General features: G+C 49.7%; 23 protein-coding genes and 1 rRNA gene. 10 read left to right on the top strand and 14 right to left on the bottom strand.

Features of this window, described 5'->3' with window-relative positions:
- Window positions 1-5 precede the first annotated feature (5 nt).
- From mscL to IPJ88_05730, 3 genes are all read right to left on the bottom strand, one after another.
- Window positions 6-413, bottom strand: coding sequence for a large conductance mechanosensitive channel protein MscL (gene mscL, locus IPJ88_05720; GenBank protein ID QQR91228.1), 408 nt, complete (start codon window positions 411-413; stop codon window positions 6-8).
- Window positions 414-558: 145 nt separating this feature from the next.
- Window positions 559-1,518 carry an alpha/beta fold hydrolase gene (locus tag IPJ88_05725; protein ID QQR91229.1) on the bottom strand — a complete coding sequence of 320 codons (960 nt, stop codon included), beginning with the start codon at window positions 1,516-1,518 and terminating at the stop codon, window positions 559-561.
- Window positions 1,519-1,528: 10 nt separating this feature from the next.
- A complete protein-coding gene (locus IPJ88_05730) occupies window positions 1,529-2,362 on the bottom strand; it encodes an SDR family oxidoreductase (GenBank protein QQR91230.1) in 834 nt (277 codons plus the stop codon).
- A 192-nt stretch (window positions 2,363-2,554) separates the two neighbouring features.
- Here IPJ88_05730 and IPJ88_05735 point away from each other — a divergent pair, with 192 nt between their 5' ends.
- The 5 genes from IPJ88_05735 (at window position 2,555) to IPJ88_05755 (ending at window position 6,849) form a co-directional block, all read left to right on the top strand.
- Entirely contained in the window at window positions 2,555-3,775 is a 1,221-nt protein-coding gene (locus IPJ88_05735) for a histidine kinase (GenBank protein ID QQR91231.1), read from the top strand.
- Window positions 3,772-4,251, top strand: coding sequence for a response regulator (locus tag IPJ88_05740; GenBank protein ID QQR91232.1), 480 nt, complete (start codon window positions 3,772-3,774; stop codon window positions 4,249-4,251). The genes IPJ88_05735 and IPJ88_05740 overlap by 4 nt, the downstream gene beginning before the upstream one ends.
- Window positions 4,248-4,490, top strand: a complete 243-nt coding sequence (locus IPJ88_05745) for a LytTR family transcriptional regulator (protein QQR91233.1) — start codon at window positions 4,248-4,250, stop codon at window positions 4,488-4,490. The genes IPJ88_05740 and IPJ88_05745 overlap by 4 nt, the downstream gene beginning before the upstream one ends.
- Before the next feature lie 505 nt (window positions 4,491-4,995).
- Window positions 4,996-5,880 (top strand): tetratricopeptide repeat protein, encoded by an 885-nt coding sequence (locus IPJ88_05750; protein QQR91234.1) that lies wholly within the window; start codon window positions 4,996-4,998, stop codon window positions 5,878-5,880.
- A 66-nt stretch (window positions 5,881-5,946) separates the two neighbouring features.
- Window positions 5,947-6,849, top strand: a complete 903-nt coding sequence (locus IPJ88_05755; protein QQR91973.1) for a patatin-like phospholipase family protein — start codon at window positions 5,947-5,949, stop codon at window positions 6,847-6,849.
- A gap of 60 nt (window positions 6,850-6,909) precedes the next feature.
- On the opposite strand, the gene sppA is transcribed toward IPJ88_05755, so the two are convergent.
- The 5 genes from sppA to IPJ88_05780 all read right to left on the bottom strand — a co-directional run bounded on the left by sppA (window position 6,910) and on the right by IPJ88_05780 (window position 13,761).
- Window positions 6,910-9,402 (bottom strand): signal peptide peptidase SppA, encoded by a 2,493-nt coding sequence (gene sppA, locus IPJ88_05760; GenBank protein ID QQR91235.1) that lies wholly within the window; start codon window positions 9,400-9,402, stop codon window positions 6,910-6,912.
- Between the two features lie 153 nt (window positions 9,403-9,555).
- A complete protein-coding gene (locus IPJ88_05765; protein QQR91236.1) occupies window positions 9,556-10,329 on the bottom strand; it encodes a hypothetical protein in 774 nt (257 codons plus the stop codon).
- 8 nt (window positions 10,330-10,337) lie between these two features.
- Window positions 10,338-10,907 carry a hypothetical protein gene (locus tag IPJ88_05770; GenBank protein QQR91237.1) on the bottom strand — a complete coding sequence of 190 codons (570 nt, stop codon included), beginning with the start codon at window positions 10,905-10,907 and terminating at the stop codon, window positions 10,338-10,340.
- 105 nt (window positions 10,908-11,012) lie between these two features.
- Complete coding sequence (locus IPJ88_05775) at window positions 11,013-11,720, bottom strand: hypothetical protein (protein ID QQR91238.1); 708 nt, start codon at window positions 11,718-11,720, stop codon at window positions 11,013-11,015.
- Window positions 11,713-13,761, bottom strand: a complete 2,049-nt coding sequence (locus tag IPJ88_05780) for a hypothetical protein (GenBank protein QQR91239.1) — start codon at window positions 13,759-13,761, stop codon at window positions 11,713-11,715. The genes IPJ88_05775 and IPJ88_05780 overlap by 8 nt, the downstream gene beginning before the upstream one ends.
- Window positions 13,762-14,047: 286 nt before the next feature.
- On the opposite strand from IPJ88_05780, the gene amt reads away from it, so the two are divergent.
- The 3 genes from amt (at window position 14,048) to IPJ88_05795 (ending at window position 17,906) form a co-directional block, all read left to right on the top strand.
- Window positions 14,048-15,352, top strand: coding sequence for an ammonium transporter (amt, locus tag IPJ88_05785; GenBank protein QQR91240.1), 1,305 nt, complete (start codon window positions 14,048-14,050; stop codon window positions 15,350-15,352).
- A 310-nt stretch (window positions 15,353-15,662) separates the two neighbouring features.
- Window positions 15,663-17,219 (top strand): 16S ribosomal RNA (locus IPJ88_05790).
- A gap of 186 nt (window positions 17,220-17,405) precedes the next feature.
- On the top strand, window positions 17,406-17,906 hold the full coding sequence (locus IPJ88_05795) for an RNA-binding protein (protein ID QQR91241.1): 501 nt from the start codon (window positions 17,406-17,408) through the stop codon (window positions 17,904-17,906).
- A 78-nt stretch (window positions 17,907-17,984) separates the two neighbouring features.
- Here the strand turns inward: IPJ88_05795 and IPJ88_05800 are convergent, their stop codons facing one another.
- From IPJ88_05800 to IPJ88_05810, 3 genes are all read right to left on the bottom strand, one after another.
- On the bottom strand, window positions 17,985-18,380 hold the full coding sequence (locus IPJ88_05800) for a type II toxin-antitoxin system VapC family toxin (GenBank protein QQR91242.1): 396 nt from the start codon (window positions 18,378-18,380) through the stop codon (window positions 17,985-17,987).
- Entirely contained in the window at window positions 18,377-18,655 is a 279-nt protein-coding gene (locus IPJ88_05805) for a hypothetical protein (GenBank protein QQR91243.1), read from the bottom strand. Before IPJ88_05805 ends, IPJ88_05800 begins: the two co-directional genes overlap by 4 nt.
- A 116-nt stretch (window positions 18,656-18,771) precedes the next feature.
- Window positions 18,772-19,176, bottom strand: coding sequence for a hypothetical protein (locus IPJ88_05810; GenBank protein QQR91244.1), 405 nt, complete (start codon window positions 19,174-19,176; stop codon window positions 18,772-18,774).
- 174 nt (window positions 19,177-19,350) lie between these two features.
- On the opposite strand from IPJ88_05810, the gene IPJ88_05815 reads away from it, so the two are divergent.
- Window positions 19,351-20,130: a hypothetical protein gene (locus IPJ88_05815; protein QQR91245.1), complete on the top strand. Its 780-nt coding sequence runs from the start codon at window positions 19,351-19,353 to the stop codon at window positions 20,128-20,130.
- Between the two features lie 13 nt (window positions 20,131-20,143).
- On the opposite strand, the gene IPJ88_05820 is transcribed toward IPJ88_05815, so the two are convergent.
- Both IPJ88_05820 and IPJ88_05825 read right to left on the bottom strand, forming a co-directional pair.
- Window positions 20,144-20,665, bottom strand: coding sequence for a hypothetical protein (locus IPJ88_05820; protein QQR91246.1), 522 nt, complete (start codon window positions 20,663-20,665; stop codon window positions 20,144-20,146).
- The gene (locus tag IPJ88_05825) at window positions 20,662-21,876 is read right to left on the bottom strand and encodes a hypothetical protein (protein ID QQR91247.1); all 1,215 of its coding nucleotides are present in this window, start codon (window positions 21,874-21,876) and stop codon (window positions 20,662-20,664) included. Before IPJ88_05825 ends, IPJ88_05820 begins: the two co-directional genes overlap by 4 nt.
- 163 nt (window positions 21,877-22,039) lie before the next feature.
- Between IPJ88_05825 and IPJ88_05830 the strand changes: the two genes are divergently transcribed.
- Window positions 22,040-23,533, top strand: a complete 1,494-nt coding sequence (locus IPJ88_05830) for an oligosaccharide flippase family protein (protein QQR91248.1) — start codon at window positions 22,040-22,042, stop codon at window positions 23,531-23,533.
- Here the strand turns inward: IPJ88_05830 and IPJ88_05835 are convergent.
- On the bottom strand, window positions 23,522-24,703 hold the full coding sequence (locus IPJ88_05835; protein QQR91249.1) for a glycosyltransferase: 1,182 nt from the start codon (window positions 24,701-24,703) through the stop codon (window positions 23,522-23,524). The genes IPJ88_05830 and IPJ88_05835 overlap by 12 nt on opposite strands.
- Window positions 24,704-24,759: the final 56 nt, after the last annotated feature.

Genomic DNA, 24,759 nt, shown 5'->3' on the forward strand with positions numbered 1-24,759 from the left:
CGGGCCTAGTTTTTCTTTAGAAGGTCGCGAATTTCCGCGAGCAAGACTTCCTGTTTTGGGGGTTCGGCAGGCGCAGCTTCTTCTTTCTTTTTGAAGCGATTCATCTGCTTGATGACGATAAAGATCACAAAAGCGATGATGGTAAAATCAATGACCGTATTGATGAAGGCTCCATACTTGACGATGGGCGCGCCTGCTTTGATCGCGGCGTCTAGAGACTCGTAACTTTTGCCATCAAGGTTGAAAAAGAGTTGGGAGAAATTCACTCCACCGGTGATTAAACCAATCGGTGGCATGATCACATCTTGCACGAGGGAGCTTACAATCTTTCCAAAAGCTCCACCGATAATGATACCAACAGCCATATCAACAACGTTGCCTTTAAGTGCGAACTCTTTGAATTCTTTGAGCATGCCATCCTCCTGTGTGCTTATGGTGATTACGGCAAAGCGTTGATCAAGTAAATTGTTTTTTTAAGGAATAGAGTTAAATAGCATTGGCAGGGTTTTGATGAAAATACGCTGTTTTAATCAAAAACTATGAAAATTAGATTTCGCATCAATAGCTCGGGATCGTCGGTCCGACTACAAAATCGAGTAGAGCCTGACGGAAAGGTCTGTAAATTTGCTTTTCCAGCATTAGAATGTGAGAGCCTTGCTTAAAGCGTGTGAGTTTAATCAAGGTTTTTTTTTGCTGTGCTAGAATTTTTTCGATCCATGGCCAGTCCAAATACGGATCGGCGTCGCCACCGAGTATGAGTGTAGGTGTCCGGAGTTTATCCAATGCTATGAGTTCTTTTGCTCGGCCCTGGAACAGGTCGTGACGTCCACCATTGGGACTGCTCTCTTTGTCGTACTTCCAGCAATTGGAAAGAAAGTGATGGACTACCTGTGGCTCGACGCGTGAAAAATCGATCGTTCCCTCTTTGGTCGTAGGAAAATCACTGGCGGCATGTTGCCAAGTGTTTGGATGCCACGCCTCATGAGGTGCTTTTTCATCGAATCCGCGAACAATAGGAGCGAAGAGAACTAGTTTGCTTAGCCATTGGGGCTTTTCTAGAGCGACCCGGGATGCAACGACCGTTCCGAAACTCCATCCCATGAGGTGGACTTTGTCGACTGTGCTGCTCTTACGGATAAAGCGGATGGCGTTGATCAGATCCTTGCTGGCATGCTCTGTGTCGTAGATAAAACCATTTTTATTGTTTTTTGAGGAGCAGCCGTAGCCTGCAAGGTCAAGTGTCCACACTGTTAGCCCATGTTGAACTAAAAAGCGTACAAGACTGTAGTCTTGGGTATCAACATTAAAAACATGTGAAGAGTAAGTCAGTCCATGGACTAAGACGATGTGTCTCTCATGATGGCTACCTTTAACAAATTGCTTTTTGATGCAAAGCGTTTCATTTTGGGACGGGAGTTTGTAGTTTTGTATGGATACGGATGATTGCGCGAATGCGGGGTCTGCGCTCCCTATTCCAAGGGCAAAGAGAAGAATGAAATGAAAATGTTTCGCATTCATAAACTTCGTTCTATGTGCGGTCGTCATTGGAAAGGGTTTTTCGGCCAATAAAGTCGTCCATCGAGTGATTGATCCCAAGAAAATTTGCCAAGGCATCAAACAGGGGCACAGGTAAAAGTCGAAGCAATGGTAGCAGGTGTAAGATTCGCGGCATCATAAGCGTTGCTTTGTCTTTTTCGATCGCGCGGATTGTTTTTTTTGCGACATACTGCCCCTCAAGGATGGGTAGGAGCAATGGAAAACGGGTTTTTACGCCAGTAAACATGCCGGTGTTGATGTAAAAAGGGCAAATAATCGTGGTGCGAATAGGGCTTTTATTGCGCTTGAGTTCAACGCGGAGCGCCTCATCAAAACCGATGGCTGCAAATTTGCTGGCGCAATAATCGCTTAGTTTAGCGGCACCAACTAATCCGGCTGCAGAAGCGATAGTGACAATGTGTCCTGCTTCTCGGCGTTGCATGCTCGGAAGGAAAGCACGGGTTGTCCAAATAGGCGCGAGTGTATTGACCTTGAAGGTGCGTTCAATTTGCTCTGCTGTGATTTGGAGCAAAGCGTTCCCGCTGACGACGCCCGCATTGTTGATGAGGACATCAACAGGTCCGACTTGCTCAAGGGTGCGTTTGGCGGTGTTCTCGATTTGTTCGCGTGATGCAAGATCGATTACGTAGCTACGGTGTGGAGCCGGCCCAGTTGATGGCAATTCGCTTAGACATTGCTTTAGCCCTTCTGGATCTCTATCCCATAGGATAAGCGTTGCATGTTTTTTGGCGCAGAGCATGGCCATGCTTTTCCCAATGCCACTTGCAGCGCCAGTAATAAGAATATTTCGATTAACAAGTTTCATGACTTCTGATTTAGAGAGCTTTGCCTATGAGCCTATCGGGATTTACTTGGTTTTTTGGTGCTTGACGGCGTCTTTCGTCCTTTTTAATCGCCCATATCTCTGCGCAACTCAAAAGCAAAGGGCTCGAGAGCTCCATATGCTGTGTAAGCTTCTTGTGTTGCCGGTGCAAGACAGCTTGGCTACAGTGAGGCGATGCACGTTACGGTGATTTTAATAGAGCTGGCTGAAAAGATGGGGCTATTGGCTTCTGCCGCACTTGTCGCGGTGCTATTGCCTCCTTTGCGTGCTGTTGTGCTGGGGCGTGGTCGGCGGATTGATAAACTAGCCGTGGTTTTTTTGGGCTTGGGATTGTCCGCTTGGGGGGGCTTGTTGGGCTTACAGGTCGGCGGTGAGCATATTAACCTGCGCGGCATTGGTATTTTGATTGCCGCGGTGCTGGGTGGTCCTAAGGCGGGTTTGCTCGTTGGGCTTGGTGGTGGTTTATTGGCTGCGGCACGAAGTGATGTGCAGATTGCTCCTTGGGTGCTGTTTGCTTCTTTTGTCGATGGAACTGCCGCGGGTTATCTATCGAAGCGATATCCAGATTTGTTCAAGAGCTGGCGTAGTTTCTTTACCTGTTCACTCGTTCAAGCTCTCAATCTTGGGGTCGTTGGGATCGGACTGTTGTGGGCGGGCGATGCAGCCCGCTACGTGCCTGCATGGCCAGCACATCTAGTAAAAATCAGCGTTAATCCGGCAGCGGTTACGCTTTTTTTGTCGGTTGCGCATTTGGTGATGGCGCGCGAGCAGGCCGCGGTCGACTTAAGTAGAGCACAATCGGCAGCTGAGGCATCAGCTTTACAAAGTTTGAGACAACGACTAGAGCCACATTTTCTATTTAATGCATTGAATGCATTGCGTGCAACGATTCGGCGTGATCCACACAAAGCACGTGAACTTGTTTCCGATCTTGCGGATTTGTATCGTTATCTTTTGCGAAGTGATGAGCGAACCACGCTTAAGGAAGAATTGGATCATGCTCAAGCTTATTTAGCTATTGAGCGATTGCGACTTGGAGAGGAGCGCATAGGAATTGTAACGCAAGTGCCATCTGATCTGTATGCCTATCAAATACCATCACTCGTTCTGCAACCACTGGTTGAAAACGCAATCAAGCATGGTATCGCTGCTCACAAAGGAGCAGGCGTTGTGACTGTAACGGCTCAGCTGCATGGTGGAGATCTTGAAATTGCGGTAGAAGATCAATGTCAGGGTGCAATGCAACATGTTCCAAAAGGGGCGGGCATAGCGCTTGATACCTTGAAGAAGCGACTTCATTTGATGTACAGCGATAAAGCAAGTCTAGAACTTTGCTTGACTAGTCTTGGTGCGCGAAGTGTGTTGCGTATGCCAGTGGCGGAGTGTGCTCCATGAAAACCCTAAGTGTCATGTTGGTGGACGATGAACCGTTGGCTCGTGATGAGCTCTCCTTTCTTTTGGGGCAGTGTGAGGGCGTAAAAGTAGTGAGTCAGGCGGAAAATGCTACGGAAGCGTTGCAACGTTTTGAAGAGCAGCCGGTGGATCTTGTCTTTGTGGATTTGCGTATGCCGGGGCCCGACGGTCTATCACTCATTGAGCGACTCAAGGCGCGTTCATCAATGCTTAAAGTTATTATTGTCACTGCACATAGCGAAGGAGCGCTTCAAGCTTTCGATGTTGAAGCCAATGATTATCTGTTGAAGCCAGTACGCTTGGAACGTCTCAAAAAAAGCTTGTTGCGTGTTGGGGCAAAATCTTCTGTGGACAATTCGTTTGAGCGCTTTGCCGTGAAAAGTGAACGTGGGCTTTCTCTTTTAAATCTTAGAGATGTTATAGCGTTTGAAACGCGCGACGAACATTGTGGGCAGTGACTAAAGATGCTCGTTTTCCTTTGGATCGCACACTTGCAGAGCTTGAACAGATCTTGCCGGAAAAAGAATTTTTTCGTTCCCACCGAACGGTGCTTGTCCGTCTTGATAAGATTGAGGCTATCGAAGTAGTAAGCAAAGGTGTGTTTGCTCTGCAAATGAATCACCCTGATCATTTATGCGTTCCTCTTGCCCGCGATCGCGCCAAAGAACTACGCGCCCGCATACCCACTCTTGGCTAGAACCCGTTAGACAAACTTGGGGTTCACTTAATTTATTTTTTGCTGAGCTTGCAAAGTGGAGGCAAGCCTTCATGCTCAGACAGTCCTCGCTTCGCTGTGGAACTGCGCGTGAAGGCTTGTCTCCACTTTGCCACAAGACATGGGTGCACAACACAATGCGACAAGCATTGCTACGATTATTCATGAACGCTAAAATTGATTGAGCCACGCGAGCTCAGCGTGTTGAGTAGGGCAGTTGGGTCACCGTATTAATCGAAGAGCGCAGAGATCATTTTCATCCTTTGAAGTCTTGATGCAACGAAGGGGTAGGGTCCCCACGCTCAGACAGTCCTCGCTTCGCTGCGGAACTGCGCGTGGGGACCCTACCCCTCGTTGCAAGCTTAATTCCCCAGGCTCTATTGCGCTCCGACTATGCTGCGCGGTCGTAAACTAGGGGTGGTTTTGTGGTTTTGGGAGAAGATCCGTTGCCATTGTGGGCGCCTCGGGGTATCAGCGTTTCGTAATTATGCTGGAAACAGAAGACGAGATTCGCGAGATCAAGAAAGAAATTATTGAATCGCGTGGACTAATTATAAAGACCAACAATCTGACCAGTTCTCTTGCGGCCGATATTAAGTCTATTGCAAAAAGACAAGCCAGTGATGAACGGCGGTCTTTTTGGAACAGTGCGGTTGCTTACATTCTCTTTGCGGCACTTTCTTTTATCGCCCTGAAGCTTCTATCGGATGCTCGGATTAACGAAATTGAATCGGAACAGGCCAGCGTTGTAAAAAACAGCGAAGCGACAAAAAGACAATTGGCTGATCTGTCCAAGAAGCTAGAGCGTCGCAGTCGCGCAGAGCAGCATGCGCTTGAATTTTATGGATTAATACGTTCATCAAAACGTGAAGAAGCGATTCATCGTTACGAGACTCTAAAGAATGAACCACTTTCTCCTACGGAAGAGAAGTTCTTCGATGCGCAGGTTCGTAAGTTCAGACATGAACTAGCCAGAACCAATTATCAAGAAGGATTAAATCTACTTGGCAATGGCCGATATGCGGAGGGTGCTGAGGCTCTAAAAACTGCGCTTAAACTTGATGAACATGGTCCCGATGCTTTGGCTATACGGTTTGAGCTTGCACGAGCCATGCAGAAACTGAATCAGACTGCAGAGGCGGTGGTTTTGGTGCAAACGGTTCTCGAAGACGAAGAAGGCAAGGCCCTGCATGACGATGCGCTGTGGCTATTGAGCCACTGTTACGAATCGCTGGGGCACCTCGATGACGCGGTGGGCAGCCTGCGAAAGCTACTACGAAAGTTTCCGCGATCGGAATTTGCAGCTTCGGCGCGCCGTAGGCTTGGCGTGCTTGCGAATCGCGCAAGGTCTTCAACAAAAAAGGCTCCCTAAGGGCCAAGCGTTCTTCCAAAAGTCGACTTTCCCTAACGATTATGGGACCCTAGGGTTGTGAATGCAGTGAATCGGGGCTCCTATCCCAAGCTGGCGTTTGTGGGTTCAGGGGGCGCTACAAAAGGTATAGCGCATTTAGGTGCGCTCAAGGCGCTGGAGGAGCTTGGGCTCAAGCCAGATATCTACGTCGGGACTTCTGCGGGCGCGATTGTAAGTGCATTTGCGGCGCAGAATTTTTGTGCCGATCAGATGGTGGATTGGATGCGTTTGCCCTGGCGTCGCCAACACTCAAAAGGCGCGTTGAAAAGTCGATATTTTATTGGGTGGCCTACGCTGGAGCAGCTGAAGAACCCAGGCTATCTTTCAAGTGGGCTACTCTCCATTGATCGTTTGGAACAATTTCTTGCACGGCGGCTACCTATCAACGATTTTCGTCGTCTCGATAAGACCTTGATCGTGACCGCGGCGGATGTTGATCAAAGCAAACGTGTCGTGTTTGGTAGAGGCTATCGAGACGACGTGCCGATCAGTCAAGCCTTGGCTGCGTCTTCTTGCGTGCCGGTGCTATTCCGGCCATATAAGATCGGCGATCGTTTCTACATGGATGGTGAGGTAGTGCGCACGCTTAGTGTTGATTTAGCAGTCGAAGCGGGTGCCGACGTTGTCGTTATCTCCAATGTATATCGGCCGTACTTAACGCGGCCCAATGAGTCATCCGTTGCGCTGCAAGGACTTGGTGCAGTGGCACGGCAGTCCTTGAATGTTGTGCTGTCTGAAAAAGAAAAGCGTGGATTGGATCTGATTCATCAGCAGTATCCTCATGTGAGGATTCTCAATGTCTCTGCTGATTTAGGTAAGTTCCCGTTTTTAAGTCGTCGTAACGGAAAAACACTATTGGGGCGCGGATATCGCGAAGCACTTCGCATTCTGAGTGCAGCTGCAAGCGATGGGGTGTTTGGGCGACGCTAGAGCACTTTCCAATCAGAGCACTAGAAGCCAGCTATGTTTTAGCCAAATAGTGCAGCCCCTTTATTGGGCTTGTACTTGAAAGGGTAGCACGGTCAGTACAGGTTGCTGACTTGTTTGAAGTAGAGAATACCAGTCTAGGCTTCGCTCAAGTTCAAGTTGCTTGCCAATGGTTTTACTCAAAGCCATCAGTTGTTTTGTACTTATCGATGAATGGACACCTAAGGTTTCTGAGATCACCGCAAGCAAAGTTTTGGGTGGTGGCCATGCTTGCACAGGTGCAGCAGGGTTAAGGCCACCTTTGCTTTTTGCGAGAGCTAAGGCTTCTTCTAAGCCACCTATTTCATCAACTAGACCGGCTGAACGTGCGCGCGTTCCCACCATGATGCGGCCTTCGGCAGCGGGTTGCAATTGCTTCTCGCTCAGTCCACGTCCCGCGGTGATGCGCTTTAAGAAAAGTTCATAGGTCTGTTCCATAAGGCTCAAAATAGTTTTGCGCTCGTCTGCGGAAAAGGGCTGCGCTGGTGACATCCAAGCGCCATGGTTCCCTCGTTTGATGATTTCCGTGTGAACTCCAAGACGCTTTGCCAGATCTGCAGCGCTCACCTTGCCGCCAACGACGCCGATAGAGCCTACGATGCTTGTTTGTTCAGCAAAAACAGTATCGCCAGCTGAAGCAATGTAGTAGCCGCCGCTTGCTGCCATATCTCCGATCGATATAATAAGTGGCTTTTTCTTTCCAAGGTCGCGAAGGCTCTTCCAAATGAGGTCACTCGCAAGAGCTGATCCACCGGGAGAGTTAATACGTACAACCACGGCTTTGATCTCGTGGTTGTCGCGAATTTTGCGAAGCATTCGCTGTACAGGTCCTGAATGGATTCCGTTTACGCTTTCGTTTTCACTCTCGGCAATGGTGCCTGATAGAACGACGAGTGCAACACGATTTCCTTCAACTTCATTTTCAGGCTCTTCAGTGAGTTTTTCAAACAGTTTGCCCAAATCTACCTTTTCTGGGTCTTCTGTTTCTTCGAGAACTTGCACATGAAGTGCATGACTTGCATTTTTTGCTTGTTGTCGCGCTTCATCTTTAAAAGAGACTGCATCAATCAGTCCAAGTTTTAACGCTGCTTCAGCACTGTACGGTCCGTTGTTAATGATGTCTTGAGCTTGTTTTGCATTAAGCTTTCGGCCATCGACCAACGAAGCAACAAGCTCAGCATGAAGATCATCTGCTAGCTGGTTAAGGGACTGCCGAACTTCTTCTGGCATACTGTCTCGGGTAAAAGGGTCTGCTGCGCCTTTGAATCGACCGACTTGCAGAAGTTCAGCAGAAAGTCCTATTTTTGAGAGCAAGTTTTTAAGGTAGCTCACCTGCAATGCAACGCCAACCAAGTTAATCAGTGCCCCGGGCGTAGCGCTAATGCGATCACATCCCATCGATGCCACTGCAATAGAAAGATTGTCTGCATTGTGAATATGACAGTGAACGGTTTTACCGCTTTTGCGCAGTTCAACTAAGGTTCTCTTGAGCTCTTGCGACCTAGCCCATGTACCCGACAGTGGACTGAGTTCTAAAAACAGGCCTGCATTCCTTTGTTGAATATGGTTAAGGTGCCCTAATACTTTTCTTAGTGGAATCGCGTCTTCTGACAAAGGGTCTCGGTAAGGAAACTCGATCGGAGCTTGGCTGAGTTTTAATTCGACAAGCGTTTTTTGTTCCAGCGCTGGATCTTCTTCTTGGGAACTTTTCACGTAGCCGCACCCGCTTAGCATGGCGGCGATTAGGACTAAACTTGCAAGCATCATGATTGCTCCCATACCACCAACAATCCACCACCGCCATCGAATGAGGGATGCCGAGATAGCGAGCTCGGGCGCCATTGGACTTCGAAGTGTGGTTTCGGAGTAGTGCAACGAACCCTCATCGAGTGGCAAAGGGGATTGATTTTCACCTATGGGAGAATTTTGCCAGGGCGGTTTTTCACGATCCGCAGAGGCCTTTTGAGCCAAGGGTAGAGTACCCAAAACCGTGCGAGAGCCAATGGGTTTTGCCTTTTGTGGCTGCTTTGCAGGTGTCTGGACCGGTACTCCAACCATGGTCTTTTTCGCGCTACTAGCGATCGCACTTGGAGGAGGAATCGATGATGGCATGCCCACCATGGTGGCGTGCCGTACTCGATTTTGCTCTGAGCTAGCAGGTGTTTGTGGTTGAAGGTCTAAGTTTTGTTGCCGAGATTCAGCCACGAACAGATTAGATAGTCCTTCGATTTGTCTGAGCTTTTTCCAGCGTTTTCCGCTACGGGAGATTTCATCGTCTCCAGAAATCTCACCGTTTTCGATGCGCTGGAGTAGTTGGCCGAAGGTGCTAATCAGTTCGTTTTGACCATTTTGTTTGCGCAAGATCCAAGGATGCGCTTGCTTTTTGTAAGTCTGCCCATCTTCATCGACGCTGAAACGAAATCCACAAGCTGCGCAATCAATTGAAAAAGGCGCATCTCCTTGCATGGGTTTTTGCCAACGAAAGGTGTGTTGGCAATTTTGGCATTCGACCATCATGGTTGTTGAGCCCTTATAACCTATCCAAAACTCAGGCTTATCTAGGAAGCTAAAAGATACTTGGTATGGACAGTGTTGTCGAAATAGCAGAAGGGCAGCTATGCGAAAAGAAATTAATACGAATTGTGGCAAAAATATGCCAAAAATATTGTCCTAGTTTGGAATTTTCTTCCAAGGACTGTAGCCGAACAGATTCCGAAGGGGTTGACGTGTCCAAACTTCCAACACTGCTTCGAGCGATTCAATGCGTGCGCGAAGAATTTCAATTTCAAGCTCGTCGGTCATGCCCGCTGCAATGCGTTGCAACAAGACAGCTCGTTCATGCCAAGAGTCTTCCGTGATGTATCGAACTTGTTTATTGAGATCGTACAAAGCAAGGCGCTCTGCGCCGACCTCCTCAAGAATAAACATACCACCCTGTGGGGGGAAGAACTTAAGCTCGACAAGGAATTTCCATTCGAGAAGGTCGGAGTAGGAGCTTAGCATGTAGGGTGAGCTAATGAGCTGTTGTTGGAAAGAACTCGCGTCACGGCGATTGAGTTGAAAGATGAAATCAAGTCTTGGGACATAGGGACGTTTGTTTTTCGCTCGTTGAAACAACGCTTCAAGCTCTTCCGTTGAAATATACACTGAGCTGGTCATCGCTTGTATCACCACGTCCAAGGGCGGGGTGGCAGCAAGCTTGGATCTAGCCCACTCCGCTGCTGCGGTATCAACCGCTGCTCCATAGCGATCAACCACGTAATCGGTCGCCCATAATTCACCACGAGTGGCCACCCACCACTGCGCTGGTTGATCACCGATAGGAGGACTTGCTGTAGCGTGACGTATGGTACGCCTTGTTAGATCGTTGAAAAAAGGATGCCAAGTCTTTCCGCCGTCGTCAGTGGAGTAGGCCCAGTCTCGTGGCGGATGGGGATTAATCATGATGTTGGCTAACGGACCGGAATTTGTGAAGCTGTGGGTATAGCACCGGAAATACGGGCTTGTATGGTGCCCCAGATGGCGACGACGCGTTCCCCGCCCTGCTCGTTCCAGCCGACAAAAAGCTTACGAACCATACCTCGACTAAATAGTGTTCGTGAAACAGCTTTCCAATTTCGCCCACCATCATAGGAGGCGCGTAGTCCATCGTCTGTACCGATCCAGACCTGTCCCGAGTTTGTCGTTTTGATATCGAAAATAGTGCCCCACGGAGCCGTTTCGGAGTTATTGAAATCAGGATAAATGAATTCCAAACCTTTGTCCGACCACGGATCTCCCGCGAAAATAACGTCACCCGTGCCGGTATACAGTTTGTAGAGATTCTTTTTCTCGGTGATCCCCCATTCGACTGCCCAGGCGGCACGACCTGGCCAACCGGTAAGATCCTGGTCAAAAGTGAGACCACCGTCCCGCGAAAGAAACACGCCAAAATGGCTGGCTACCACGATTTCCAAAGTGTTGTTTGGGTTGCAACGAGCCCATTCAAGAGGAACGTTTCCTGGGATTGCAAACAGACGCACGTATGTGAAGCCGGAATCGGAAGATCCGTAGAGTTCATGCTGGGATGCTGCGATGACGTCGTAGGGTGCTCCTGGGCAAAAGGCAACGGACCAAATGGAGTTCAGTTACGCTGCTCGTTGGGCAGTTGCTTCCGTAAGGAAACCCAGTACGGGCATCGTGACTTTTGGCATAAAGCCACCAGCGACGAAATCAGGTTTGATGCTGAAGAAAAGAGTGTCAAAGGGAATCCATACGCGCTCGGGCCAATTCGCTCCGGGAGGATCGACGAACATGGCGTAATCGGGTGGTACAAGTTCGCCGAGAGCAGGCAGCCCCGGTGTTTTCGGTGCGAGGCTAAAGCGTTGGACAGCTTTTGGGGCTGGTTCGATCTCGATCCACGTGACGCCGCCATCGTCGGAGCGCACTATGGTACCCTCTTCGGTTCCGATCATGATGAGCCGCGGGTTTTGGGGATTGACCTCAACGATCGTGAAACGGCCCTGGGTGCGCAGCGAGGCAGCTACTTGGCGCCAGCGCCACTCGGGTGGAGGAGGAGGTTCGCTCGAGTCTGTTCGTGGATCGATAATCGGGACTTCTGCGTTTGCCGGTGAATGCCACACTCCAACAAAGATGAAGAATCCAGCAAACAATATAACTTTTTGAACGCCAAGCCGAAAAATTAGCTTTGGGTTTAAGTTACAATTCTTTTGCAATCGTGTAGCTAAGGTGTTCACTGCTTTACCGGAATTATCATCAAGGTTGGCTAGCGATCCAAAAGCATACGACATGCGGCTATCATGTGCCACCGCATTAATGACATGGGTTCTACTCATCTAAGGCCCAGGGATTATAGTGGATTAGGTTGCGAAGAGGTTGACGTGTCCACGTTTCTAGTACCGCTTCGAGTGCTTCAATACGGGCTCGAAGAACTTCAATAGCGAGTTCATCCGTCATTCCTTCGGCTATGCGCTTAAGAAGAACTTGTCGTTCATGCCAGGTATCTTCAGCAATGAAGCGAATTTGTTTATTTAGATCATATAGAGCAAGACGTTCTTTACCACTTTCCTCGGCAATAAAAAGTCCCCCTTGTGGCATTAGAAATTTTAATTCGACCAAAAACTGCCATTCTCTCAGCTGTGAATTGGAACTTAGCAAATAGGGACTTGTGATAACTTGTTGTTCAAAATAGTCCTTGTTTTTTTGAAGGAAGGAAAAGTTAACGTCCAAGCGAGGAACATAAGGTCGCACGTCGCGTGCCCGTGCGAAGAAATGGTGCATCTCGACGTTAGAAATATAGAGTGCATCAACCATGGCGCGCAATACAACATCGAGTGGCGGCGTCATGGCTAGTTTTGCTTTGGCCCATTCGCTAGCAGTGCGGTCTACGGCACTGCCTCTGCGATCGATGACATAGTCGGTTGCCCATAGCTCACCGCGAGTGGCAATCCACCACTGCGGAGCTTGCCCGTTAATCGGGGGAGAGGCTGTAGCATGCCGAATAGTGCGCCTTGTCAAGTCATTGAAAAAAGGATGCCAGGTTTGTCCACCGTCGTCGGTTGAGTAAGCCCAGTCGCGTGGGGGATGTGGATTAATAATTACATCCGAAAGTGGTCCTTGGACTTGGGACTGATAATTGGATCCAGAAATCCGTGGCCTGTTTGCACCCCAAATCGCAACGACGCGCTCCTCTCCTTGTTCGCTCCATCCAACAAAGAGTTTTCGAACGCGTCCGCGACTAAATAGAGTACGTGCAGTGGCAGCCCAGTTTTTGCCTCCATCATACGAAACGCGCAAACCATCTTCGGTACCAATCCACACCTGACCTGATTTGGTGGTCTTGATATCGTAGATATCTGCCCACGGTGCGGTCTCCGAATTATTGAAATCTGGATAGATAAAACGCAGACCTTCATCTGACCATGGATTGCCCGCGAAGATCGAGTCTCCGGTTGATGTGTAAAGTTTTGCGAGTTTGCGGTTTTCGGTGATGCCCCACTCGACGGCCCAGGCTGCGCGGCCGGGCCAGCCTGTGAGATCTTGATCAAAAGTGAGCCCGCCGTCGCGTGATAAGAACACTCCAAAATGACTTGAAACAGCGACTTCCAGGGGATTGTTTGGATTGCAGCGTGCCCAGTCTGTTGCGATACGCGGAATCGCAAAAATACGGACGTAGGTCATGCCACTATCGGATGAACCGTAGATCTCGTTTTGGGACGTGACGATTACATTGTAAGGAGCGCCCGGGCAATAAGCGATTGCCCAGACGGAATTAAGTTCTCGTGAGCGTTGAGCTGTTGCTTCACCCAGAAAGCCGCGCGGCGGTAGCGTGACTTTAGGCATGAACCCGCCTTTGACGAAACTTGGCTTGATATCCAAAAACAAAGTTTCAAAAGGAATAAATAAGCGTTCTGGATAAAATGAGTTCGGCGGGTCAATGAAAAGTTGGTATTCCGGTGGAACGAGTTCACCCAGAGCTGGCAGACCAGGTTGTTTGGGCGCGAGGGTAAAACGTTGAATCGACTGCGGAGCGGGTTCGATCTCATTCCAAGTGACTCCGCCGTCCTCGGAGCGAAGAACCGTACCTTCCTCGGTGCCCACCATAATAAGGCGCGGGTTGCTTGGATCGACTTCAACCATCGTGAAACGGCCTTGGGTGCGGAGCGATGCTGCGACCTGCCTCCAACGCCATACTGGCGGTGGTGGTGGTTTGCTTGTATTAGAGCGCGGATCGACGACGGAGCCAGGGCTTTGATTGAACTGCGCCCGGGCAAGTGCTGGATGGATCGATAAGGCCGCCAGCAGCCATACTGCAAAACAGTCGATAAACCTCGTGCACGAGGAGCGGTACGTGTGCTGTTTTTGCCGATATCTCATCGATTACTTCTCGGCACGCCCATAGGTAGGCAGGACCTAGCACGGACCATCCCTATGCGGTAGTCGAAATCCGGAGAACAACTGAGAAAAATATTTAGGAATATGGTATAATTTAACACTTGAGGCCTTAACGAGATTTAATTGACGGATTTTGGTTACAAAGCCGTCTAAGGCCGAAAACGCCTTGGTTCTAAGCCTTTTTACCCCTTTGTTTCGATTTTGAAACAAAACGGAAACCTGCTGCTGTCATGCTCAAGACTTCGATACTTCCGGAGGCTGATAGACGATGGGCGAAGGCTTACTTGATAGTTTGTGGGTGCTGATTAGCGCGTGTTTGGTGTTTTTTATGCACGCTGGCTTTGCTTTGCTTGAGAGCGGGCTGTGTCGAAAAAAAAATGCGGTGATGATCTTGTTAAAGAATTTCTCGGTCGTCGCGATTGCTTCACTTTTATATTTTGTTCTTGGTTTTGCCCTGATGTTTGGCGATGGCAACGCCATCGTAGGGCTGTCTGCGTTCATGCCGAGTGGAAACGAAACGCTAGGCGCTGTTCCACAAAACATGCCTCTCTTCGTGTTTTTGTTTTTTCAACTGGTTTTTGCAGCGACTTCGGCCACGATTGTCAGCGGCGCAGTGGCGGAGCGCTCGAAGCTGAGTACTTTTTTTATATTCACGGCTTTTGCAAGTGCCGTGATTTATCCCCTCGTCGGTCACTGGGTATGGGGCGGTGGCTTTTTGAGCACCTGGGGATTTCATGATTTTGCAGGGAGCACTGTGGTTCATGCAGTCGGCGGGGCGATGGCGCTTGCCGGTGTCATGCTGCTTGGCCCGAGGCGAGGCAAGTTTTCCCCCGACGGCTCGCCTCGTCCGCTCCCTGCACATAACCTGCCCTTAGCTGCCCTAGGGGTATTTATCCTGTGGCTAGGTTGGTTTGGCTTCAATGGTGGCAGCACCTTGAGCGCCAATGTCCACGACATTGCCTCCGTGATCGTGGTGACCAACCTAGCCGCTGCGGCAGGTTTTCTTACAGCGCTTGCTTTTGTACGTTTTCGGATCGGCATGCTGGATCTATCCATGGCAATGAACGGCGCTTTAGCGGGCCTGGTAGCCATCACCGCAGGGGCTGATGTGATCAGTCCGCGAGATGCGATCGCCGTTGGTTTGATTGCGGGTTTTGTCGTCGTTGAGGGCGTATTTGTGCTTGATCGGCTTCACCTTGATGATCCGGTGGGCGCGATCCCTGTGCATTTGGTGTGTGGCGTTTTCGGTACCTTGGCTGTGGGCGTGTTTTCTCAGGACGGAGGCCTGCTTTACGGTGGTGGCTTCAAATTGCTCGCCATTCAGTTGGCAGGCGTAAGTACAGCCGTGTTTTTCGCGTTTTCGGTGGGCTACCTCCTTTGGGCAGTCATGAAAAAGACCATTGGTATCCGTGTCAGTGTGTCCGAGGAAATTGAAGGGCTTGATGAGGCCGAATGCGGTATGCAGGCTTACGGTGAAGAACTCCGTAGTCACACCGCCACTCCATACGATTCGCATGCCTCATCGCAACTCGGATCGCTTCGGCAGATCGTCACTGATCTTCCGACCACATAGAATTTCCGCTAAAAAGCAGGTGGTTTTTTCTTATCTAAAGAAAGTGAAACAAACTCTTCGTTTCGATGTTGACATTGATACCCGGCATGGTAGAGATCGCGTCCTTCGCCGGTGACCCGCACCTCTGGTACGGGCGCAAGGGACACTGTCCCATCGGCCTTTGAAAACTGAATCGGAACAAATTAAACAACGCATACTCGGGTCCCATTGGGTGCAGTTCTTTCGGAAGGCTGCATCTAGGGTTAATTCCGAAACAATAGAGCCTAGATGGCTTCTAACGAAGACCATCAAGGTGTCAGCTCGCAGTTTTCAACTGGAGAGTTTGATCCTGGCTCAGAGCGAACGTTAGCGGCGCGCCTAACACATGCAAGTCGTACGCGAAAGCCCTTTCGGGGGTAAGTAGAGTGGCGCACGGGTGCGTAACACGTAGGCAATCTACCTAAAGGCGGGGGATAACACTTCGAAAGGAATGCTAATACCGCATAAGACCACAGTGACTCCGGTCACAGTGATCAAAGCTGGCCTCTTCTTGAAAGCTAGCACCTTTGGATGAGCCTGCGGCCCATCAGTTAGTTGGTAGGGTAACGGCCTACCAAGGCGAAGACGGGTAGCTGGTCTGAGAGGATGATCAGCCACACTGGCACTGGAACACGGGCCAGACTCTTACGGGAGGCAGCAGTGGGGAATCTTGGTCAATGGGCGCAAGCCTGAACCAGCGACGCCGCGTGAGTGATGAAGGCCTTCGGGTTGTAAAGCTCTGTGGGGAGAGAAGAAAAAGTTAAGTCGAATAGGCTTAAAAATTGACGGTATCTCCTTAGCAAGCACCGGCTAACTCTGTGCCAGCAGCCGCGGTAAGACAGAGGGTGCAAACGTTGCTCGGAATCACTGGGCGTAAAGCGCGTGTAGGCGGATTTGTAAGTCAGATGTGAAAGCCCTGGGCTCAACCTAGGAATTGCATTTGAAACTACTTGTCTTGAGTATTGGAGAGGGAAGCGGAATTCCTGGTGTAGAGGTGAAATTCGTAGATATCAGGAGGAACACCGGTGGCGAAGGCGGCTTCCTGGACAGTTACTGACGCTGAGACGCGAAAGCGTGGGGAGCAAACAGGATTAGATACCCTGGTAGTCCACGCCGTAAACGATGAGTGCTAGATGTCGCGGTTATGACCACTGCGGTGTCGAAGCTAACGCATTAAGCACTCCGCCTGGGGAGTACGGCCGCAAGGCTAAAACTCAAAGGAATTGACGGGGGCCCGCACAAGCGGTGGAGCATGTGGTTTAATTCGACGCAACGCGCAGAACCTTACCCGGGCTAGAAAAGTAGGGAATCCCTCAGAAACGAGGGAGTGCTCTTCGGAGAACCCTAATCCAGGTGCTGCATGGCTGTCGTCAGCTCGTGTCGTGAGATGTTGGGTTAAGTCCCGCAACGAGCGCAACCCCTATCATTAGTTGCCATCATTTAGTTGGGCACTCTAATGAGACTGCCGGCGTCAAGCCGGAGGAAGGTGGGGACGACGTCAAGTCCTCATGGCCCTTATGTCCGGGGCTACACACGTGCTACAATGGTCGGTACAATGCGCTGCGAAGCGGCGACGTGAAGCTAATCGCAAAAAGCCGACCTCAGTACAGATTGCAGTCTGCAACTCGACTGCATGAAGGTGGAATCGCTAGTAATCGCTGATCAGCAGGCAGCGGTGAATACGTTCCCGGGCCTTGTACACACCGCCCGTCACACCATGGGAGTTGATTGCTCCAGAAGTGGCTGAGCTAACCCGCAAGGGAGGCAGGTCCCTAAGGAGTGGTCGGTAACTGGGGTGAAGTCGTAACAAGGTAGCCGTAGGGGAACCTGCGGCTGGATCACCTCCTTTCTAAGGAGCTACCCAGATTTTAGCAATAAAATTTGGTAGTTTCGGTCATACCCGAGTATGACATGTTCCGATTCAGTTTTCAGAGGCTGAAAATTGTGTCATGGTGAAGTGGTGAACTAGGCCGAGACAGTGTGTTCATCTGAACCCAGTCGAGTGCTAGAGAGAAATAGGATTGGGTAGACAGAGATGAGCAAGAAATTATTTGTTGGGAGTTTGGCTTGGGCAACCACCTCGGACACGCTTCGGGGCGCTTTTGCGTCTTTTGGCGAGATCGAGGACGCGGTGGTTATCAACGATCGTGCAACTGGTCGTTCACGTGGCTTTGGTTTTGTGACCTTCGCCGATGATGAAGCAGCAGATAAGGCAGTTAAAGAGCTTGATGGCTCTGAGCTTGATGGCCGCACCATTCGTGTCAACGAAGCGCAAGCACGTGAAGCTGGCGGCGGTGGTCGTGGCTTTGGTGGTGGCGGTGGTCGTAGCTTTGGCGGCGGAGGCGGCGGTGGTCGTGGCTTTGGCGGCGGTGGAGGCGGCGGCGGTTTTGGCGGCCCAGACTTTCCACCTTCGGATCGCGGCGGTGACCGCAATCGACGCGGAGGCGGCGGTGGTCGTGACCGTGGCGGCAAAGGCTCGCGTCGAGGCGGCCGAGGCCGTGACGATGATTTCGGCGGCGGCGGCAGCGACTGGTAGAAAGCAGAGCTTCAATCGTTTCGATTCAGAAAAAGCGACTATCTACAGATAGCCGCTTTTTTTTATCAACCTGAGTCCCTACCATACTACTTCGAGATCGTATTTTTTAAAGTACTCGTCTGCGCTCAGGATGGCGAGGCGCTCGACGATAGCTTGACCGATCAGTAAGCGATCAAATGGATCGCGGTGATGAAACGGTAGCTTGACGTACTGTTCGATGTGATGGGCTTCGATGCCTAGTTTAGGATAACTGCTCTCGGTCCAAACTTCGCGAACGAAGTTATCAAACGATACGCCCAAACAAAGCTTTCCCAAGGCGATTTTGGTGGCGATTTCCCAAAGACTAGCCATGCTAAACACTTTTTCGATTTTGGGATCGTCAAAAACCCCGGCGGCTTTTTTGCTCAATCGTGGATCGTCAAACACAAACCAAAGCAGCGCATGGCTGTCGACTAAGACGGACTTCGCTTTCATTGATACTCGCCAAAATCTTCGGGTGTTTCTGAAAAATCATCACTTATCCAGTAGTCAGAGTTTTTCAATTGTCCGCGTTTAAGCACCTTGTCTTGCGGTGTAATTGGCCTTAGTTCCGCAACGACCGTGCCGCGATGGGTGATATGAAACACTTTTCCTTTTTGCACTTCATCCAGCAGTTGCGATAAATGCGTCTTCGTATCAAACACGCCAATCCGAAGCGCCCCCGATTCATCTCGAACAAGGCCGTTGAAAAAGGTTTCTTTTGTAGCCATATATAACTAGTTAGCATACTGGTTATATTGGTCAACTGATTTTTGTCGTGCTTGCAAAGAGTCGGTGGTCTACATGCTCAAACAGTCCTCGCTTCGCTGTCGAGCGGCCACTAGCGCTACCCGAGCGGTTCTTTGAAGACGATGCCTAGGATGGTGCTGGCGATGAGGGCTTCGATGATGGTGCCAAGGAACCAGACGAAGGCCATGAAATGAGCGATGGGCATGACGGCGTAACTTCCGTAGCCGAACTTTAGACCTGTTGCGACTCCAAAAATCAACCCGTAGATTAGTGCGCGCTTCATGCTTTTTGGCGAGATGAGCCACGCGTAGATTGCAGAAAATAAAAAGGCATGCACGAGCGTAATCGACCAGACCAGTGACATGTTCATTTCTGGCATGGGGCGCCAAAGATTGGCTGTGGCTTGGTAGTGTGAGCTAAGAACCATGCCGTGCATCACAAAGTCCAAAGCGGTCCACAATAGAAAGATAACAAAAGTCGACAAAACCAGTTTCTTTATCATGGTCGTCCTTACATGAGGGAGGTCAACGCAAACGGCGCTAATTTGAGATGGAGACACTGTACTCGATTGTCCGCCACCTTGAAAATTTGAGAATTAATAGAGAGGAAAAACGGTGGAAATGGAGCACTGTACATAATTGGGGGTGTGCTACAACTATGCTAGGATCAGGTTGTTATGCGACTTCGTTATGTGTGCATGGTTTTTTCTTGTTTATGTCTTTGCTTTTGTGCTTCGGGTAATAAAGGTGAAAGCAGCGATATCGACCTTGATGCTTCCGTAGACACCGGGTACAAGCCGCCGCCGGTTTGCACACCCACAACGAGTTGCGCTGCAGAAGGACGTTCTTGCGGCACGGTTGATAACGGTTGTAGCATCGAAAGCTGTGGAGGTTGTTCTGATCCCAGTCAAGCGTGTAACGAAGACGGTTTGTGTTACTGCGCGGGCAACCTTGAATGCCAAATAGGGCAGTGTGGTGATATTCCGCCCGGGGTTTGCGGTGATCTTAACTGTGGGACCTGCCCAGGTTCCCAATTTTGTACAACTGGTTATTTTTGCACAACATGCGATCAGGCCGCCTCGATGGAAGACTGCCAAGGTGCGGATTATGCAGCGCGTTGCCGCTGGGCCGAGTGTGAGAATCGATGCGTTAGCCGCGATAGTTATTGTTCCGTTATAGTTGGATGCACCGAGGGTTTGTGTGATGGGGCCACCAATTCCGGTTCGTGTGATGCGATCGAGTGTTGTTCTTGGTATTCCTGTTATCCGGGTGAAGAAAATCTTGCCAGCTGTCATCCGACTGGAACTCCGACAGGCGAAGTGTGCCCAGCCTATTGCCGTCTGCCACAGTTCGATAACCAACCGGCTTGTGATCTTGCAGGAGGCTGCGCATGGTACATTTGTGTTGATGACTGCTATCAAGTTGGTACCACTCCTGATCCTTGCGGCGGCACATAGATCGTTTATCTTCCTAGTGGATGAGTTCAAGTGATCCGAGTTTCCAAGAATTTTCGCCGTGATTGTGCAGGTGAATGATGAGATCCTCTCCAAGCTCTGCATTGAAGGTGAGCGGAACTTTCTCTTGAAAGATCCGCGAGCTGGAAGGGATCGGTGGGGATTTTTCCCAAAGGAGCTGGCCATTAATAACGATGGCAACATGCCCGGTCGTTGCTTCGCTTGCTCTTAGGTCGCTGTACCAAAAAAGAATGGAAACGCTCTGATTGACTCTCAGCGCCTTGAGTAAAGGAAAGCGCACGAGGTAGTAGTCGCAATTCGCTGTGTTAAATTCCAAAGCATCGGCTTCCAGAATTGGTAAAGGTCGCTGGCAATCAAAACTATCCGGCTGATCTTGTAAAAAAGGGTCGTCTTCTGGGTCTAAGACTTGGGCCGAAGCGAGATCGATTATGGGCCCGACGTTGTTCTGAGTGTGCGACGTGCATCCGCCAACATTGACTAACAGAAACAGACTCAGAGCAAGGTGCCTAGCTTTCATAACAAACTAATCAAAGTGAAGCCAAAACACATTTCTTCGTCGGTGCGCTCTCCGTAACCAATGTCTTGCGGAGGGTAGACCAGAAGATCCGGATTGCTTTCGGAGTTATTCCAAGTGCATCCCATGGTTGTTTTTGAGCCCGCTGGGACGTCGACTGGTTCTTTGAACATATAGAGCCGTTGGTTATCAAAATCATAGCCATCCGAGCGAACCAGGCACTCCTCGTTGCCGTTGTGCTCAAAGCGCATGTGATAACCTGAACCAAGGTAGTGCATGTGAGGAAACACCCCGTGCACTTTCAAGGCAATGGGCAGTTGAATGGGAAGCTCGTAGTCCACGGTATACGCAGAGTCATTGGCCGGAATGGTAAACTGCGTCGGTCCAAAAGGAAGCATAATCACTTCTTTGTCGACTTCATTTTGAATCCTGAATTGGTAGCCACTGTGGTCGGTAACCGTCTTTTGCGGATCGCGCTGGAAGTAATGCATCTGCAAGATAAATTTTTCTTCAGGCTTGACCAATAGACCGTAGCCTTCTGATAGTAAGACTGGCTGGGTTCCGGGAGCCCACCCAGCCAGCATCCCGGAGCCGGCGCCTTGACCGGTGATTAACCCAGTCACTGCTTCAGCCCCGCCAAAAAAAGCCATGTCGATGCAATCGAATCCTTGGGCGCTCTCGCCACCTTCCGGAATGTCCTCGGGGGCAACTTTAAAAAGGACAATATGATGAACGATGGAAGGCTGATCGACCGTGGGATGCATGGCCGTAATATAGAAGTTTTCGTTTCGCTGGTGATCGATGACAAAGCAACGGTATTCGTTTCCAGGGTTGTCTGGGTCTGAAAAACTTGGTGTGTATGCTTCGGGAAGTGTTAAATTAAGGTTGGCATCTGTAAGGGAGGTCGCGGTTGCATCGCCTTGCGGACCTGGCAACGAGGGGTCGCCCTCAAGCAATCCATCCTCGATCCATTGCGCCAAGATGCCCTTCGCTTCATCGGAAATTCGCAATCGTTCCGAATCGAGATAATCCCGGCATTCAGGATCGGAGACGGGTGGAGGCATTTTATGTGCTTCGATTTTGCCAAGCATCACCGTGGCAAATGCTTTAGCTGTTTCGTAGTCAGTAAAATTACCTGTACCTTGTCCACCGTCATAGTGACAGCGTGAACAATAGGTGTCGAGCACTTCGGCCACCTGCCCTCGGTAAGTCACGGGCACGTTTTGCGTATCGTTACACCCTAAAATCGTCAAAAAAATGCTAAAAAATACGCACGAAAGAAAAATGTTAGTGCAGTTTTTGACCATGATTTAGTGTAGCATCTTTCTTCGTTCAGAGGAGAGAGTGGCCATACCACAACAAGATAAATCAACGAAATTGTCAAAAGCCGATAAGCATGGCGAATTTCGTGACGCTAAAGATCTGCGGCGAGGCGTGACTGTCAATCTGATTGGTTACGTCACCAAGAGCGCAAACCCCTTGCTGATGGCTCTCGCCACCTCGCTCTATGGTGCGGCGGAATGGGGTGTGTTCATCGCGCTTCAATCAGCGATGATGTTGGTAGCAAGGGTTTGTTTGCTGGGTTTCGATAAAGCTTTGCTGTGGTCGGTCCCGAGGCAAGAAGATGGCCGTCCGCATGGGTTGTTAGCTGCGCTTGGGATTGTGGCAGCCGCAACGACTGCTATCACTTTAGTCGTATGGTTCTTTGGTGCTGCCGTTTTATCTCTTTTTAATCACCATGGGAGTGCATCTACGGCGCTTAGCGACATTGCTGATCTAGAAACGCTTCGCATTATGTCTTTGGCGCTTCTTCCATTTTGCGCTACGGAACTTCTGATTCATGCCACGATGGGAAAACGAAAAATGGGCTTGCAAGTGTTTATCCGCGATGGATTTACACCAGCTTTCATCGTCGTTGTTGCTGCGCTTTTGTATTTTACGCCTCTTCAGGGTGTGGGCTTAGCTTATGGCTTTTTGATTTCTCATATTGCGTCGTTTGGCTTAGCTCTTTTGGGGTTTTTTCGTGTGTTTCGAGGACAGCTTTCAGGGCTTGGATACAGGCTGCAATCGGACATGGTGCGCTATGCAGTCCCGTTGTGGGTTACCGAGTTTTTTAACACGCTCTTACAGCGCTTGGATGTGATCGTATTGGCTACCTTGCTTGATGCGCGTTCCTTAGGCATTTACGCGGTAGCTTCCCAAGTTGCCAATCAGTTTCGCGGCATACGTCGTGCTTTTGATCCGATGGTACTCGCGATTGTTTCGGGTATTCACGCTGAAAACAAAGATGCGTTTCAGAAACGTTTGCGCACCGGTTTTTCACATGCCACCAATTTGGTTCAGAAAATCCAATACCCAGTGTTTGTTGTTATGGTCTTTCTTGGTCCATGGATTTTAGGAATCTTTGGTTCCGAATTTCGCGCAGGGTCGACGGTGCTTACTTCGCTCTGCGTGCTTTGGCTTCTCAATGGAGTGTTTGGTCTTTGCGGTATGGTGATTTTGGGTTTTGGTAAAACCACTTTGTTCTTAATCGACACCGTGTTGGCCGTGGGCATACAGTACGGTTTGCTGTTGGTGCTTCCCAAAGCCTACGGTTTGATGGGCGCAGCCGTTGCCGTGGGTCTTTCAATCGTTATCCAAAATATTATTCAGCTTTTTCAGATGAGAAAGATTTGCAACCAATGGAACTACAACAACGAAGCCTTTAGTTCGTTTCGTTATGCAGTTATGGCGGCTTCGGCTACGTTGCTAACTTACTATTCCCTTGCGGCTGCTTCACCGTTGATTCAACGTGTTATGATGACTGGTGTCTTTTTAGCAGTTTATGGCATTTTATTATTGCGTGAACGCAAGCGAGCATCAAGCGGATAGAAATAAGGCTTCATACTGTTTGGTAATAGCGTCCACACTAAAATCATTGGCTCGTTTTTCGCCAGCCTCTTTGAGGCGGTGCTTAAGTTCAGGTTCACTTTGCAATCTCAGCATGGCCTTTGCTAAGGCTTCTTCGTTGTCGGTAGCTACGACTAGACCGTGAACATCGTGTTCGATAATTTCTTTCGGTCCAAAATCACAATCTGTGACGATGCAAGGCAATGCGCAGGCGAGGGCTTCTGCAACAACGTTGCCGAAACCTTCCCACCGTGATGAGAGTACAAAAGCCTGAGCCTTAGCCATGCAGGACCAAGGGTTATCCAAAAAGCCGGTCATGTGAACGCGAGATCCCACGCCAAGCTCTTCGGCGAGCGCTCTAAGGGATAGCTCTTCGCTGCCTTCTCCAATGATAACGAGGTCCGAATCAATCGTTTTAGCAATGCGTGCAAAGGCTTTGATTAACACATCAAAGCCTTTTTGACGATCAAGTCTTCCAACTGCTACAAAATATTGGTTAGGCAAATCCAGTGAGCAAGGCTCCAGTGCCTTTTGTTTAATGCGCTCAACATTGATGGCATTGTGGATGGAAGCTACCTTGCTTGGCGACAATCTAAAGTCTCGCGCAAGGCCGATGCCCATTTCTTTTGAAATAGTGAGTAAGATGTCTGTAGAACGATAAGTGTTCTTTAGTAAAAATTTGATAAACCGTCGTGCGAGTGACGAACCAAGTTCATCGTCGATAACTGCTAAGGCGTTGTTTCCTTCACGCGCTATCCAGCGTGTTTTGCTCCGTCCATAAAAAAGTAAAGCAAAGCGAGTACAAATGCTCATGCCCTTGAGAAAACTTACGACAACATCGGGCTTGTTTTTTTTAATCATCCACCAGGTATTGAGGGGCGCAAGTAGGGCAGCGGGAATGACTTTACTCAGCTTGTAGCTTTCTCTATTGTCGCTATCGAAGTTAAGGACCGATTGACCAAAGTGCGACGAATCGACACGGTCGTTTGAGATCTCTTTTAAATAAGGTCCTGCTCGACGTAGCAGGCCCATGCGCACTTCAAATTGCTCTCGGTTGGCATGGTTTAGTACGTTAACAGCAACCCGCTCAGCTCCACCTCCGTTGAGAGAGGGCAAAAGAAACAGAACACGAATTGGTTTTTTTTCTAACATAATGACGTTAAATATTGCGGTTTCTCAAAGTACCAGAGCGTGCTAGCACTAGAACC

Source organism: Myxococcales bacterium (assembly GCA_016699535.1).
GTDB lineage: Bacteria > Myxococcota_A > Polyangia > Polyangiales.